The 13090-nt window shown below is 71.3% G+C and carries 11 protein-coding genes; 1 reads left to right on the forward strand and 10 read right to left on the reverse strand.

Annotated elements, in window-relative coordinates:
- Positions 1 to 102: 102 nt before the first annotated feature.
- From OG627_RS13150 to OG627_RS13165, 4 genes are all read right to left on the reverse strand, one after another.
- Positions 103 to 1893: an outer membrane protein assembly factor BamB family protein gene (locus OG627_RS13150; protein WP_329064660.1), complete on the reverse strand. Its 1791-nt coding sequence runs from the start codon at positions 1891 to 1893 to the stop codon at positions 103 to 105.
- Positions 1894 to 1909: 16 nt separating this feature from the next.
- A complete protein-coding gene (locus OG627_RS13155; protein ID WP_329064662.1) occupies positions 1910 to 3811 on the reverse strand; it encodes an outer membrane protein assembly factor BamB family protein in 1902 nt (633 codons plus the stop codon).
- A 234-nt stretch (positions 3812 to 4045) separates the two neighbouring features.
- Entirely contained in the window at positions 4046 to 5863 is a 1818-nt protein-coding gene (locus OG627_RS13160) for an ABC-F family ATP-binding cassette domain-containing protein (protein WP_329064664.1), read from the reverse strand.
- Between the two features lie 76 nt (positions 5864 to 5939).
- Positions 5940 to 7271, reverse strand: a complete 1332-nt coding sequence (locus OG627_RS13165) for an aspartate aminotransferase family protein (RefSeq protein WP_329064666.1) — start codon at positions 7269 to 7271, stop codon at positions 5940 to 5942.
- A gap of 99 nt (positions 7272 to 7370) precedes the next feature.
- On the opposite strand from OG627_RS13165, the gene OG627_RS13170 reads away from it, so the two are divergent.
- Complete coding sequence (locus tag OG627_RS13170) at positions 7371 to 8120, forward strand: SDR family oxidoreductase (protein ID WP_329064668.1); 750 nt, start codon at positions 7371 to 7373, stop codon at positions 8118 to 8120.
- Here OG627_RS13170 and OG627_RS13175 read toward each other — a convergent pair.
- The 6 genes from OG627_RS13175 to OG627_RS13200 all read right to left on the reverse strand — a co-directional run bounded on the left by OG627_RS13175 (position 8049) and on the right by OG627_RS13200 (position 13085).
- A complete protein-coding gene (locus OG627_RS13175; RefSeq protein WP_329064670.1) occupies positions 8049 to 8684 on the reverse strand; it encodes a DUF6309 family protein in 636 nt (211 codons plus the stop codon). The genes OG627_RS13170 and OG627_RS13175 overlap by 72 nt on opposite strands.
- Positions 8681 to 9499 (reverse strand): phytanoyl-CoA dioxygenase family protein, encoded by an 819-nt coding sequence (locus OG627_RS13180; protein WP_329064672.1) that lies wholly within the window; start codon positions 9497 to 9499, stop codon positions 8681 to 8683. The genes OG627_RS13175 and OG627_RS13180 overlap by 4 nt, the downstream gene beginning before the upstream one ends.
- A 171-nt stretch (positions 9500 to 9670) precedes the next feature.
- Entirely contained in the window at positions 9671 to 10588 is a 918-nt protein-coding gene (locus OG627_RS13185; protein ID WP_329064675.1) for a 4-(cytidine 5'-diphospho)-2-C-methyl-D-erythritol kinase, read from the reverse strand.
- Positions 10585 to 11430 (reverse strand): 16S rRNA (adenine(1518)-N(6)/adenine(1519)-N(6))-dimethyltransferase RsmA, encoded by an 846-nt coding sequence (rsmA, locus tag OG627_RS13190; protein WP_329072619.1) that lies wholly within the window; start codon positions 11428 to 11430, stop codon positions 10585 to 10587. Before rsmA ends, OG627_RS13185 begins: the two co-directional genes overlap by 4 nt.
- A 274-nt stretch (positions 11431 to 11704) precedes the next feature.
- Positions 11705 to 12574, reverse strand: a complete 870-nt coding sequence (locus OG627_RS13195) for a TatD family hydrolase (protein WP_329064677.1) — start codon at positions 12572 to 12574, stop codon at positions 11705 to 11707.
- Positions 12575 to 12641: 67 nt separating this feature from the next.
- Positions 12642 to 13085 carry a hypothetical protein gene (locus OG627_RS13200; RefSeq protein ID WP_329064679.1) on the reverse strand — a complete coding sequence of 148 codons (444 nt, stop codon included), beginning with the start codon at positions 13083 to 13085 and terminating at the stop codon, positions 12642 to 12644.
- Positions 13086 to 13090: the final 5 nt, after the last annotated feature.

Consider the following 13090-nt stretch of genomic DNA (forward strand, 5'->3'; position numbering starts at 1 on the left):
ATCCGGATCAGGCACGGAACGCGATGCGGCGGGGCCCCGGTCCGTGGAGGTCGTCCACGGGCCGGGGCCCCGCCGTCGTCGTGTCCGTCCGCGCGTCCGCCGCTACTTCTTCGTGGTGAACGACATCGCCAGATAGCGCCGCGAGTCGTACTCGCTCGGCTTGCTGAGGAACGGGCTGGCGATGAACATCCGGCCGTCCTGGTAGCGGATCTCCACCCCGCTGATCGTGCCGAAGCCCGACTCCGCGTCCCGGATCGCCTTGTCGCCCGGGTTCTCCATCAGCAGCGTCTCCTTGAACGAGGAGCCGTCGAGGGAGACGATCTGGCCGCCCTTGTCGTACGGGGGCGTCTTGTAGGCGAGGAGGTTGGAGCCGTCCATGCGCAGCGGGTACATCTTGTAGCGCTCGCCCGCGTCGGCCCGGTCCGTGGTGCTCTTCCCGGTGGCGAGGTCGTAGGAGACGATCTCGTTGGTACGCCCGTACTCCGCCTCGCCCTCGTGCTCGGCGGTCGGCAGATAGATCTTGTCGTTGCCCACCACGATGAGCGAGCACTTCTCGACGTCCGTCGAGCCGCAGCGCGCCTCGAACTTGCCGGCGGCGGAGATCCTCGCCCGCAGCTTTCCGGTCTTCTCGTCGATCGAGAAGAAGTCCGAGATGCCGCTGCCGTCGCCCGCGGTGTCGCCGACGTCGGCGGCGACGACCAGCGGCTTGCTGGAGACGATGTGCGGGTAGTCCACACCGGCGGGCATCTTGTACGAGGAGATCGGCGCGCCCGTGAGCGGGTTCAGCGCCTGGACGGAGAGCTGCGGGTCGCTGCTCGAACCGCACCTGCGGACCGCCACGAGCCCGTCGCCGCCGCCGTACCCCGAGTCGTAGCAGCCGTCGGAGCTGACGTCCGGCTTCCAGCGGATGGCGCCGGTGTTCAGGTCGAAGGCGGCGCCGCCGTCGAAGCCGCCGCCCGCGACGGTCTCACCGCTGAGGGTGATCTCGGAGAAGCCGACGTCCCGGTCGCCCGCGTTGGTGCCCTTGACCGACTTGCTCCAGAGCAGTTCGCCGGCCTTCAGGTCGATCACGCCGACCTTGGTGCACCGCGGGTACTTGTTGTCCGCGGTGGGCTTGCCGGCCGCGAAGGCGATCGCGGTCTTGTAGTCCTTGCTGACGTGGTCGGTCTTGGCGCACGGCTCGCCCGGCAGCGGGATGGTCCAGAGCTGGGTGCCCTTGACCAGGTCGTAGCCGACGATCTGGTTGATGCCGGTCTTCACGTAGGTGGTGTCGGAGAGCCAGGAGCCGTAGACGGAGGTCAGATCGGTGACCTTGGGCAGCGGGACCTGGAAGGCGACCTTGGCCTTGGTGTTGACCGGCGCCTGCTCCTTGCCGCCACCGCCGGAGACGCCCTTGTCGCCGTCCTTGCCGCCGTCGGAGGAGCTGGACGAGCCGTCCTTGGCCTCGTTCTTGTCGCCGTCGCCGGAGGAGGTGAGGAAGTAGACGCCCGTGCCGATGATCAGTACGACGGCGACGGCCGCGGCGATGATGATCTGGAGCTGGGTCTTCGACTTCTTGCCGCCGCCGTCACCGGCGCCCGGGACACCGAACGCGGTGGCCGGCTGGGGCTGCTGGAACTGCTGGTACTGCTGTTGCTGGTAGGGCTGCTGCTGATACGGCGGCTGGTACTGCTGCTGGTAAGGGGGTTGCGTGGGCGGCTGGGCGGGCGGCTGCGTGGGATAGCCGTACCCGGGCTGCTGCGGAGGCTGCGGGGGCTGGGTCGGGTACCCGTACCCACCGGGCGGCGGGTCCTGCGGAGCGCCGAACCCGCCGGCGGGGGGCTCCTGCGGCGGACCGAATCCTCCCTGCGGCGGCTCGTTGGGCGGCTGGGGCGGCTGGGGCGGCTGCGTCATGGCGTACGTACCTCGGTCACTTACCGAAAACGATCATGGTCTTGGTCTTCTGCTCATCCGCGGCCTTGGACGCGCTCATCCGGGCCGAGAGGAGATAGAAACGCCCGTTCTCATAGGCGTACTTCTTGGAGAAGAAGGAGTTCTCGATCCGGGCCGTGGAGTCCGGGTGCTGGAGCAGGATCTCGGGATCGCCACCGGTCGCCGCGACGCTCGCGACCGCGCCGCCCTTGTCGTACGTGGGGTCCAGATAGGCGACGACGTTCCCGCCCTCCATCCCGATCGGCGTCAGGGTGCGGCCGGAGGGCGCCTTGGAGCGCCACTTGGGCGACCCGGTGGCCAGGTTGAAGGCGACGATCTCGTTGGCGGTGCGGATGTCCTTCGCCTTCGTCGACAGATAGACGGTGTCGGGACCGACCGCGACGCCGACACAGCCCTCCAGGCTGTCGTCGAAGACGATGCTGCCGGTGCAGGAGACCGAGAACTGGTCGTCGCCGCCCTTGAGCTGGGCGCGCTCGGCGCCGTTCGCGGTGAGCGAGAGGACGCTCCAGCTCTTCTTCTCGCTGTTCTTCACGGAGACGACCAGCGGATCGACCGAGTAGACCTTGTCCAGCTCCCAGTCCTTCTTGAACTTGTACGTCCACCTGGCCGCGCCGGTGGTCGGGTTCAGCTCCTGGATCGCCCTGGTGTCGCCGGTCTTGCAGCGGGAGGCCGAGATCAGCTTCGAACCGCCGGCGAAGGCGTACGGCTGGCAGTCGGTGGGCGACTTGGCGAAGAGGTCCTTGCCGTCGCTCACGCGGTAGGCGTTGGCGTAGTTGCTGCCGCGGCCGACGGCGAGGGTGTCGCCGCTGATCGCCATCGACAGCTCGTCGATGAAGTCGAAGGTGCCCTGCTTCTCGATCGGCTTCTTCCAGCCGCCCTTGCCCGTCTTCAGGTCGACCAGCTGGAGCTGGGTGCAGTTGCTGCGTTCGGTGTTGCCGTCCTTGAACGCGATGACCATCTTGCCGTCCGCCGTGGGGGCGCCGGCCGCGCCGCAGACCGGGGCGGAGACCGGCAGGGTCCACTTCTTCTTGCCGTCGCTGGCCGAGTAGCCGACGACCTCCTTGTACATGGCCTTGACGACGGTGTCGCCGGCGAACCACGGGCCGTACACGTCCGCGCCGACGCCCGGCAGGTCGACGTCGTTGGTGAGCAGGAAGTCGATCTTGGCCTCGCCGTCCTTGCGCCCGGCGTTGAGGTCGTCGTCGACCGGGCGGCCGTCGCCGCTGCCGTCGCCCTCGTCGACACTGGCCGACGCGCTGGGTGACGCGTCCTCGCTCTTGCTGACGGCGGGCTTCTCGTCGTCGTCGCCGCTGCCGACGGCCAGCCAGACGCCGGTGCCGACGACCAGCAGTCCGGCGACGGCCGCGGCGACGATGACGGCGGCCTTGTTCCCCGGCTTCTTGCCGCCGGGGCCGCCGAGGCCGCCCGGACCACCCGGACCGCCGGGAGGCATGGTGGGCGCTCCGGCGAACTGCGGGGGCGGGTAGCCGCCGGGCTGCTGGGGATAGCCGTAGGGGCCGGGCTGCTGGCCGTACGGGCCGGGGGCCGCGCCGGGCTGGGCGCCGTAGGGGCCGGGCTGCTGGGGGTAACCGTAGGGACCGGGCTGCTGACCGTAGGGGCCGGGCTGCTGGTCGTACGGGCCCGGCGCCTGGCCGGGCGCCTGCGGATAGCCGTAACCCGGCGGGACGCCCGGCGCGGTCTGCGGATAGCCGTACCCGGGCTCGTCGCTGGGCGGCGGCTGCGGCGGCTGGGCCGGTATCTGCGGCGGAGTGTGCGGTGCCTGCGGCGGCTGGGCCGGCGGCTGCGGAGCCCCCTGCTGCGGATCCCGCGGAGCGCCGTGGCCTCCCTGCGGCGGCTGCTGGCTGGGCGGCTGAGTCATCAGCGCTTTCCCCCTGTTTGGCGCGGGTCCGCCACCCGTTCGTACTCCCCCGCGTTTCCGGTGGGCGCGGCCCACCGGAAAAGAGCGATCCGGGCGTGGATTCCGCATCGTCACATCAGTCGAGCGGGGCTTCTTTGTATCACTCGGACCGCTGTACGGTACGGGCCGGTCACCCCCTGTTCCCAAGGGAGAACCGGCCCGTGATGGGGTTGTTACGCGCTCTGCACGCGGTCTCTACGCATCCTCCGCCAGCTCCAGCCAACGAATTTCCAACTCCTCGCGTTCGGCCTTCAGTTCACGCAGCTCACTGTCCAGTTTCGCCACTTTGCCAAAGTCTGTGGCGTTATCGGCGATCTGCTGATGGAGCGTCCTCTCCCGGTCGTCCATCCTGCCGACCTGACGCTCGATCTTCTGGAGCTCCTTCTTCGCCGCCCGTCCGTCCTTCGCGGACACGGGCGCCCCGGAGTCACCGGAGACCGGGGACGCGCCGGGCGCGGACGCCGGGACGGAGGCCGCCACCAGCGCGCGGCGGCGCTCCAGGTACTCGTCGATCCCGCGCGGCAGCATCCGCAGCGACTTGTCCCCGAGCAGCGCCATCACCTTGTCGGTGGTCCGCTCGATGAAGAACCGGTCGTGGGAGATGACCACCATCGATCCCGGCCAGCCGTCGAGGAGGTCCTCCAGCTGGTTGAGCGTCTCGATGTCGAGGTCGTTGGTGGGCTCGTCGAGGAAGAGGACGTTCGGCTCGTCCATCAGCAGCCGCAGCAGCTGGAGCCGGCGCCGCTCGCCACCGGAGAGATCACCGACCGGCGTCCACTGCTTGTCCTTCGTGAAGCCGAACTGCTCGCAGAGCTGCCCCGCCGTCATCTCCCGGCCCTTGCCGAGGTCGACCCGGTCCCGGACCTGCTGGACGGCTTCGAGCACCCGCAGCGTCGGCTTGAGTTCGGTGACCTCCTGCGAGAGGTACGCCAGCTTGACGGTCCTGCCGACGATGACCTTGCCCGCCTCGGGCTGGGCCTCGCCCTGGGTACGGGCGGCCTCGGCGAGGGCGCGCAGCAGCGAGGTCTTGCCCGCGCCGTTCACCCCGACGAGACCGATCCGGTCGCCGGGGCCGAGCTGCCAGGTGAGATGCGTGAGCAGCACCTTCGGGCCGGCCTGGACGGTCACGTCCTCCATGTCGAAGACGGTCTTGCCGAGCCTGGCGTTGGCGAACTTCATCAGCTCGGAGGTGTCGCGCGGCGGCGGCACGTCGGCGATCAGCTCGTTGGCCGCCTCGATCCGGAAGCGCGGCTTCGACGTACGGGCGGGGGCGCCGCGCCGCAGCCAGGCCAGCTCCTTGCGGACCAGGTTCTTCCGCTTGACCTCCTCGGTCGCCGCGATGCGCTGGCGCTCGGCGCGGGCGAAGACGTAGTCGGAGTAACCGCCCTCGTACTCGTGGACCGTCCCGCCCTGGACGTCCCACATCCGGGTACAGACCTGGTCGAGGAACCACCGGTCGTGGGTCACGCAGACGAGCGCCGACCGGCGCGCGCGCAGATGCTCCGCCAGCCAGGCGATGCCCTCGACGTCGAGGTGGTTGGTGGGCTCGTCCAGCACGATCAGGTCGGGCTCGCCGATCAGCAGCTTCGCGAGCGCGATCCGCCGCCGCTCACCGCCGGACAGCGGCGCGATCACGGTGTCGAGCCCCTGCGGGAAGCCCGGCATGTCGAGGCCGCCGAACAGCCCGGTCAGCACGTCGCGGATCTTGGCGTTGCCCGCCCACTCGTGGTCGGCGAGATCACCGATCACCTCGTGCCGGACGGTGGCGGCGGGATCCAGCGAATCGTGCTGCGTCAGCACGCCGAGCCGCAGCCCACCGTTGTGGGTGACCCGTCCGGTGTCGGCCTCCTCCAGCTTCGCCAGCATCCGGATGAGGGTGGTCTTCCCGTCACCGTTGCGCCCCACGACACCGATCCGGTCCCCCTCGGACACGCCGAGAGAGACACCGTCGAGCAGCGCACGGGTGCCGTACACCTTGGTGACTGCCTCGACATTGACCAGATTGACGGCCATTTCACTCCTGCTGCGGGGGGACACGATCGACATCCCAGGGTAGTCGCCACCGGGGGGCCGCCGACCGGCCGGCCGCTCACAGCGCCCCGAACGCCTCCTCCACCGCCTCGCACGTCGCGTTGACGTCGTCGTCCGAGAGCACGGCCGGGACGAACCAGCAGGCCATGGCGTAGGCGTTGGCGTGTACACCGCGTTTGAGCAGCTCGTGCCTGAAGGTGTCGTACCGGCGCCCGTCGACGCTCAGCAGGTCCCGGTACTGGCGGGTGGGGGCGCCGTCCGGGGTGAAGACCGCTTGGAACATCGCCCCGACGCCCTGCACCGCGCACGGCACGCCCCGGTCGTGGGCCGCGCGGCGCACGGTCTCCATCACCCGGCGGCCGGATTCGTCGACGCGCTTGGTGACGGCCGGGTCGTCGAGGGCGCGGAGGGTGACGAGGGCGGCCGTGGCGCACAGCGGGGAGGCGTTGTAGGTACCGCCGTGTTTGACCTCTCCGCGCGCCAGCGGTTCCATCACCTCGCGCCGGCCGGCGAACGCGGCGATCGGCAGGCCACCGCCCAGCGCCTTGGAGAAGACCGCCAGGTCCGGGACCACCCCGAAGAGTCCCTGGGCCCCGCCGGGACCCGTACGGAATCCGGTGCAGACCTCGTCGAAGATCAGCACGATGCCGCGCGCCGTGCACTCCTCGCGCAGCAGGTCCAGGAAGCCCGGGGCGGGCATGGTGCAGGCGTTGTTCGCCACGATGGGCTCGCAGATGACGGCCGCCAGATCGCGGTGGGCGTCGAGGGCGGCGCGCAGGGCCGCCGGGTCGTTCCAGGGGCAGACCACCACGTCGTCCACGACGCCCGGCGGGATGCCGGGCGAGTGGGGTACGGAGCGCGGTGCCTCGTACGGTCCGGCCTGGGCGGCGGTCGGGCGGTTGGAGACGGCCAGGGTGTCGGACCAGCCGTGGTAGTGCCCCTCGAACTTCAGGAGGCGCGACCGCCCGGTGCAGCCGCGTGCCGCGCGCACCGCGCCCTGGACCGCCTCGCTGCCCGAGTTGGCGAACCGGACGAGTTCGGCGCAGGGCACCATCCGGCAGATCAGCTCGCCCAGCTCGACCTCCGGGACGTTGCAGGTGCCGAACATGGTGCCGGTGTGCAGGACCTCGGTGAGGGCCTCGGTCAGCAGGGGGGAGGCATGGCCCAGGACGGCGCTGCCGTAGGAGATGAGGTAGTCGATGTACTCGTTGCCGTCGACGTCCCGGATGCGGGCGCCCGCGCCGCTCTCCATGTAGAGGGGGTACGGGTCGGGTCCCGTCGAGGTCAGCCGGGACGAGGAGCTGATCCCGCCGGCCAGGGACCGCTGGGCCCGCTCGAACCAGGATCGGCTGCGGTCGGTACCGCCGAGTGCGGGGATAACGCCATTCATCGCTGCTCCTGTTTGGATGAGATCACCGTGGGACACGCTCCGAGAGCCGTACGCCGGTAAGCGGGCTCTTGAGCCCATACGGGGAAGGGTGGGTGCGCCATGGCTGTGAGGACGGCTGTCGTCACGGGGGCGGGGAGCGGTATCGGGCGGGCCTGTGCGCTGGGGCTGCTCGCCGACGGCTGGACGGTCGTGCTCACGGGCCGCCGGGCGGACCCCCTCGCGGAGACGGCCCGGCTGGCGCCGGAGGGGGACCGTGAGCGCGCGGTGGCGCTGTGTGCGGACATCACCGACGAGGCGGCCGTCGACGGCCTGTTCGCCGGGGTGGCTGACCGGTTCGGCCGGCTGGACCTGCTGTTCAACAACGCCGCCGACGTCATGCCGTACACCCCCACCGAGGACGTGAGCGTCGAGGACTGGCACCGGGTGATGGACTCCGTCGCCACCGGTGCCTTCCTCTGCTCCAGGGCCGCGTTCCGGCTGATGAGGGAGCAGTCGCCGCGCGGTGGCCGGATCATCAACAACGGTGCCCCTTCCGCCCAGGCGCCCCGGCCCGACTCGATCGCCTTCACCGCGGCCAAGCACGCCGTGGCCGGACTGACCCGTTCGCTCTCGCTCGACGGCCGCCGCTACGACATCTCCTGCGGCCAGATCGACATCGGCAATGTGACCCCGGCGGACCGGCCGCAGCCCGCCGTGCGCCAGGCCGACGGCTCCCACCGGGTGGAGCCGACCATGGACGTGCGGCACGTCGTCGACATGGTCCGCGCCATGGCAGCGCTACCGGCCGGGGTGAACATCCAGTCCCTCCTGGTCATGCCGAGTGCCATGCCGTACGTCGGCCGGGGATAGGTCCGCCGGGCCCAATCCGGCCACGTACGCCTCGATCCGGTCGCCGGGCGCCGGCCGCCCGGCGCGCCGCCAGGCCAGCAGCCGGTGCAGTCCGTCGAGGTGGATCAGCCCCTCGCGGACGGTCAGCCGTGCGTAGTCCGGCCCCGGCATCGCCGCGGTGGCGAGGAAGACGGGGGTCGGCGGGGCGTGTGTCTGGCGGTCGAGTTTGCGCGCGCAGAGCGGATTGGTCCTGGCGTACGACTCGCCCAGCGCGGCGAGCCGGGCCGCCGCCTCGCCCACGGTGAGACCCGCCGGGGGGATCAGCTCGACCTCACCGTCCTCGCCCAGGTGCCAGGGCAGGACGACGTCGAGCACCTCGGTGTCCGCCAGCAGCACGCGGTGCCAGCGACCGCCCAGGAGCTGCTGCGCGTTGCGGATATGGGCCTCGGCCTCGTCGTTCGAGTTGGCCTCGTCCTGCCCGTCGTAGGGGTGCGCTTGGGCGAAGTGGCCCATGACGGTGTCGAATGTGACGGCTTCCAGCACCTTCATGCCCGTGTTCCCCGCGCTCTCGTGCCGTCGCCTCATGCCGGCGTCCTCGTGTCCGTGGGCCCGCAGTCGTGTCCGTACTCGACGAAATGACGGTCGTCGAACAGCTCCGGATGTCCCTGTCCGAGGCCGCGCTCCCGTCCCACGGCCAGCACCGTGCGCCAGTACGGCTTGACGGGCGGCCAGCGCGTGCCCGTCCGGCAGTACGACGCGTCGATCATGTACCGGGGGCCCTCGCCCCGTAACGGACCGGGGGCGGCGCGCCGGGTGTGGAAGAGCGCGGAGTGCAGCAGCACGGTGGAGCCGGCCGGCAGGTCGTCGATGACCGCCTCGCCGGGCTGCTCGGCCGTCCCGAGGTGGCTCCACGCGTCCTTCTCCGCGACCTGCCGGTGGGATCCGGGCAGCACGGCCAGTGCGCCCATCGCGGGCCGGAGGCCGCCTATGTAGTGCAGGGCGTGGACCATGGGGTACGTACGGTCGCGCTGGGGGCGCTGCTCGTAGTCGTGGTGCCAGCTCTTGCCGCCGCCTCCGGGCGGGCGGCGGTCGCTGTGCAGATGGTGGAAGACGAAGGACGGGCCCAGCAGGCGCTCGTCGCCGAGCAGTTCCAGCAGCGGGGCGTGGGCGGCCAGCTCGCCGTGGGCCGCCATCCCCAGCTCGACCTCGTCCGGTGGAGGGGTCCGTCCCGGCGATAAGCACGCGTCTATGGAGCGCTGCCGCAGACCGGTGTCGACCCACCGGTCGGCTTCGGGCGCCAGTCGGCCGACCAGGCCGGGGGGCAGGAAGCCGGGGAGGACGAGGTAGCCGCTCTCGCCGAAGTCCTTCAGCCGCACATCGAGGTCCGCAAAGCTGATCACGCGATGAAACCCCCCTGCATTCACCGAGATGTCACCAGAATTACCTTCGGACGCGTCCGGCCCTTCTCTATCCCGTCGGCCCCCGGCGCACGCCTGACCGGTCGACAATGGCCAAAGGTGAACACGTTGGCCGGATTCGCCGAGAATCAGCCCGCGGGACCGTGCTGCCCCTCAGACCGTGGTCCGCTCCAGCACCGTCGCGCCCGCCGCCGGGGAGGTGGCGGTGCGGGCCGTACGGCAGGTGCCCGAGGCGAGGAGGGCGTGGGCGACGCGCTCGGCGTCGTCGGGGGTCTTCGCCAGGAACGCCGTGGTCGGGCCGGAGCCGGAGACCAGGGCCGCGAGCGCGCCCGCGGCCGTGCCCGCGGCGAGGGTGCGGGACAGGGCGGGGCGCAGGGCGAGGGCCGCGGGCTGGAGGTCGTTGGCGAGGGTGGCCGCGAGGGCGGTGGCGTCGCCGGTGCGCAGGGCGTCGAGCAGCGCCGGGGCGGCGGCCGGGGCCGGGATCTCGGTGTGCGCGGTGAGCCGGTCGAACTCCCGGAAGACGGTGGGGGTGGACAGCCCGCCGTCCGCGACCGCGAAGACCCAGTGGAAGTCGCCGCCGACGTCGAGCGGGGTGAGCAGCTCGCCCCGGCCGGTGCCCAGCGCCGCGCCGCCGATCAGGCTGAACGGTACGTCGCTGCCCAGCTCCGCGCAGATCGCGAGGAGTTCGTCCCGGGTGGAGTTCAGCGACCAGAGGGCGTCGCAGGCGAGCAGGGCGCCCGCGCCGTCCGCGCTGCCGCCCGCCATGCCGCCGGCGACCGGGATGTCCTTGTCGATGTGGACGTGCACGCGCGGGTCGATGCCGTGCCGCTCGGCGAGCGCGATCGCGGCGCGGGCGGCGAGGTTCGTACGGTCCAGGGGGACCTGAGCGGCGTCGGGACCGGCACAGGTGACGCGCAGTTCGTCGGCGGGGGTCACCGTGATCTCGTCGTGGAGACCGACGGCGAGGAAGACATTGGCCAGGTCGTGGAAGCCGTCGGGGCGGGCGGCGCCGACCGCCAGCTGGACGTTGACCTTGGCCGGAACCCGTACCCGTACCTGTTCCCCGCTCACGCGCCCGCCCCCTTCGACTCCGCGATCCGCGCGAACTCCTCGACCGTCAGCGACTCGCCGCGCGCCTGCGGCGACACGCCCGCGGCGACGAGCGCCGCCTCCGCCGCCGGGGCGGAGCCCGCCCAGCCGGCGAGGGCCGCGCGCAGGGTCTTGCGGCGCTGGGCGAAGGCCGCGTCGATGACGGCGAAGACCTCGGTCCTGTCGGCCGTCGTCCGGACCGGCTCGGCGCGGCGCACCAGCGAGACGAGCCCGGAGTCCACGTTGGGCGCGGGCCAGAAGACGGTGCGGCCGATCGCGCCGGCGCGCTTGACGTCCGCGTACCAGTTGGCCTTGACCGAGGGCACTCCGTAGACCTTGTTGCCGGGGGCGGCGGCGAGCCGGTCGGCGACCTCGGCCTGGACCATGATCAGGGTCCGCTCGATGGTCGGGAAGTGCTCCAGCATGTGCAGCAGTACGGGCACGGCCACGTTGTACGGGAGGTTCGCGACCAGCGCGGTCGGCGGCGGGCCCGGCAGCTCCCGCACCCGCATGGCGTCGGAGTGCACCAGCGAGAAGCGCCCGGCGCGGTCCGGCATCCGCGCCTCGATCGTGGCGGGCAGCGCGGCCGCCAGGGTGTCGTCGATCTCGACGGCCGTCACACGGTCGGCGGCCTCCAGCAGCGCCAGCGTGAGCGAGCCGAGCCCGGGGCCGATCTCCACGACGACGTCGTCGGGGCGCACCTCGGCGGTGCGGACGATCCGGCGGACGGTGTTGGCGTCGATGACGAAGTTCTGGCCACGCTGCTTCGTGGGGCGCACGCCCAGCGCCGTCGCGAGTTCGCGGACGTCCGCCGGGCCCAGCAGGGCGTCGGAGGCGGCCGGGGGCGCGGCGGCGGGGGTGGTGTCGTCTGGGGCGTCGGGCTCTGTGGTGCTCACCCGCTCAGCCTACGGCGGCGGCCCCCGGCCGCCGGACACCGAGCCGGGGATGCCGCCGCGTGTGTCCGTACGCGCGCCGGCGTTCGAACACGCGCCGTGCATAGGTACGCGCCGTACGTCGGTGCGCGCCGTACGTCGGTGCGCGCCGTACGTCGGTGCGCGCCGTACGTCGGTGCGCGCCGTACGTCGGTGCGCGCCTACGTCAGTAGCCGAACGCGCGCGCCGTGTTCCGCGCGATCGCCTCCGCCATCGCGTCCTCGCCGATTCCGCGCACTTCCGCCATCGCACGCAGCGTGACCGGAATGAGGTAGGGCGCATTCGGCCGCCCCCGATAGGGCGCCGGCGTGAGAAAAGGAGCATCCGTCTCGACGAGAATGAGCCCCAATGGCGCTATTTTGAGCGCATCACGCAACGGTTGAGCATTCTTGAAGGTGACATTACCGGCGAACGACATGTAATAACCGGCGTCCGCACAGATCCCGGCCATTTCCGCGTCACCGGAATAACAATGGAACACCGTACGCTCCGGCGCGCCTTCTTCGGTGAGAATACGCAGCACATCGGCGTGCGCCTCGCGGTCGTGGATCACGAGCGCCTTGTCGTGGCGCTTGGCGATCTCGATATGGGCGCGGAAGGAGCGCTCCTGGGCGGCCACGCCCTCGGGCCCCGTCCTGAAGTAGTCGAGCCCCGTCTCGCCGACGCCCCGTACCTGCGGCAGGGCGGCCAGCCGGTCGATCTCGGCGAGCGCGTCGTCCAGCGCGTCGTCGCCGCCTGCCGCGCGCTCGCCCTGGCGCGACCAGCCGTCGGGGTCGCCGTGGACGATGCGGGGGGCCTCGTTGGGGTGCAGGGCGACCGCCGCGTGCACGTTCTCGTACGCCTCGGCCGTCTCGGCGGCCCAGCGCGAACCCTTGAGGTCGCACCCCACCTGGACCACCGTCGTCACACCGACAGCGGCGGCGCTCTCCAGAGCCTCCGCGACCGTGCTGTCCTGCATGTCCAGGTGGGTGTGCGCATCCGCGACCGCCACCCGAAGTGGCTCGGGCAGCGGCGGCGGAGCTTGCTTCGAACTCATGGGAGCCGATCCTACGAGAGCCGCGGGACCGGGGGCCATGCGCTCACATCCTCATGCGCTCACATGCTCACGTGCGGTGATGGTGCTGGAACGGGTGCAGCAGATCGGCGAGGTGCCAGTGGTGGTGCGTGCGGTCCGCGTCGTCGGGGCCGTCGGATATCCCCCCGTCCCGCCGCGCGGCCGCCTCGGCCTCCGCCGCCTTCGCCTCCGCCGCCTTCTTGGCCGCCCGGGACGTCTTCGCCGGGTGGTGGTGCTCGCTCATCAGAGCCTGCACGGACGACACCTGGCCGGACCTCATGATGCGGACAACATGGCCCCCGCAATTCACACAGGTCGGGCTGGACAGCGGGGAAGGAACCCGTATCCCGTCCGTCTTGTATACGACAACATTCTGGCCCGAGCCGTCGACATAGTGCTCTATGTCGTAGGACTGCTCCCAGCCGTGTCCACAGCGCATGCAGCAAAAGGCATATGCCTCGTGGGCGACGGCGGTGCCCGTGATCTCACTCATGCCAG

The organism is Streptomyces sp. NBC_01429, from assembly GCF_036231945.1.
Classification (GTDB): domain Bacteria; phylum Actinomycetota; class Actinomycetes; order Streptomycetales; family Streptomycetaceae; genus Streptomyces.

Excerpts from the sequence above, each read along its gene's own strand:
- OG627_RS13160 (WP_329064664.1), bottom strand. The coding sequence starts at position 5,863 with ATGGCCGTCAATCTGGTCAATGTCGAGGCAGTCACCAAGGTGTACGGC.
- OG627_RS13170 (WP_329064668.1), top strand. The coding sequence starts at position 7,371 with ATGGCTGTGAGGACGGCTGTCGTCACGGGGGCGGGGAGCGGTATCGGG.
- OG627_RS13175 (WP_329064670.1), bottom strand. The coding sequence starts at position 8,684 with ATGAGGCGACGGCACGAGAGCGCGGGGAACACGGGCATGAAGGTGCTG.
- OG627_RS13195 (WP_329064677.1), bottom strand. The coding sequence starts at position 12,574 with ATGAGTTCGAAGCAAGCTCCGCCGCCGCTGCCCGAGCCACTTCGGGTG.
- OG627_RS13155 (WP_329064662.1), bottom strand. The coding sequence starts at position 3,811 with ATGACTCAGCCGCCCAGCCAGCAGCCGCCGCAGGGAGGCCACGGCGCT.
- OG627_RS13200 (WP_329064679.1), bottom strand. The coding sequence starts at position 13,085 with ATGAGTGAGATCACGGGCACCGCCGTCGCCCACGAGGCATATGCCTTT.
- OG627_RS13150 (WP_329064660.1), bottom strand. The coding sequence starts at position 1,893 with ATGACGCAGCCGCCCCAGCCGCCCCAGCCGCCCAACGAGCCGCCGCAG.
- OG627_RS13165 (WP_329064666.1), bottom strand. The coding sequence starts at position 7,271 with ATGAATGGCGTTATCCCCGCACTCGGCGGTACCGACCGCAGCCGATCC.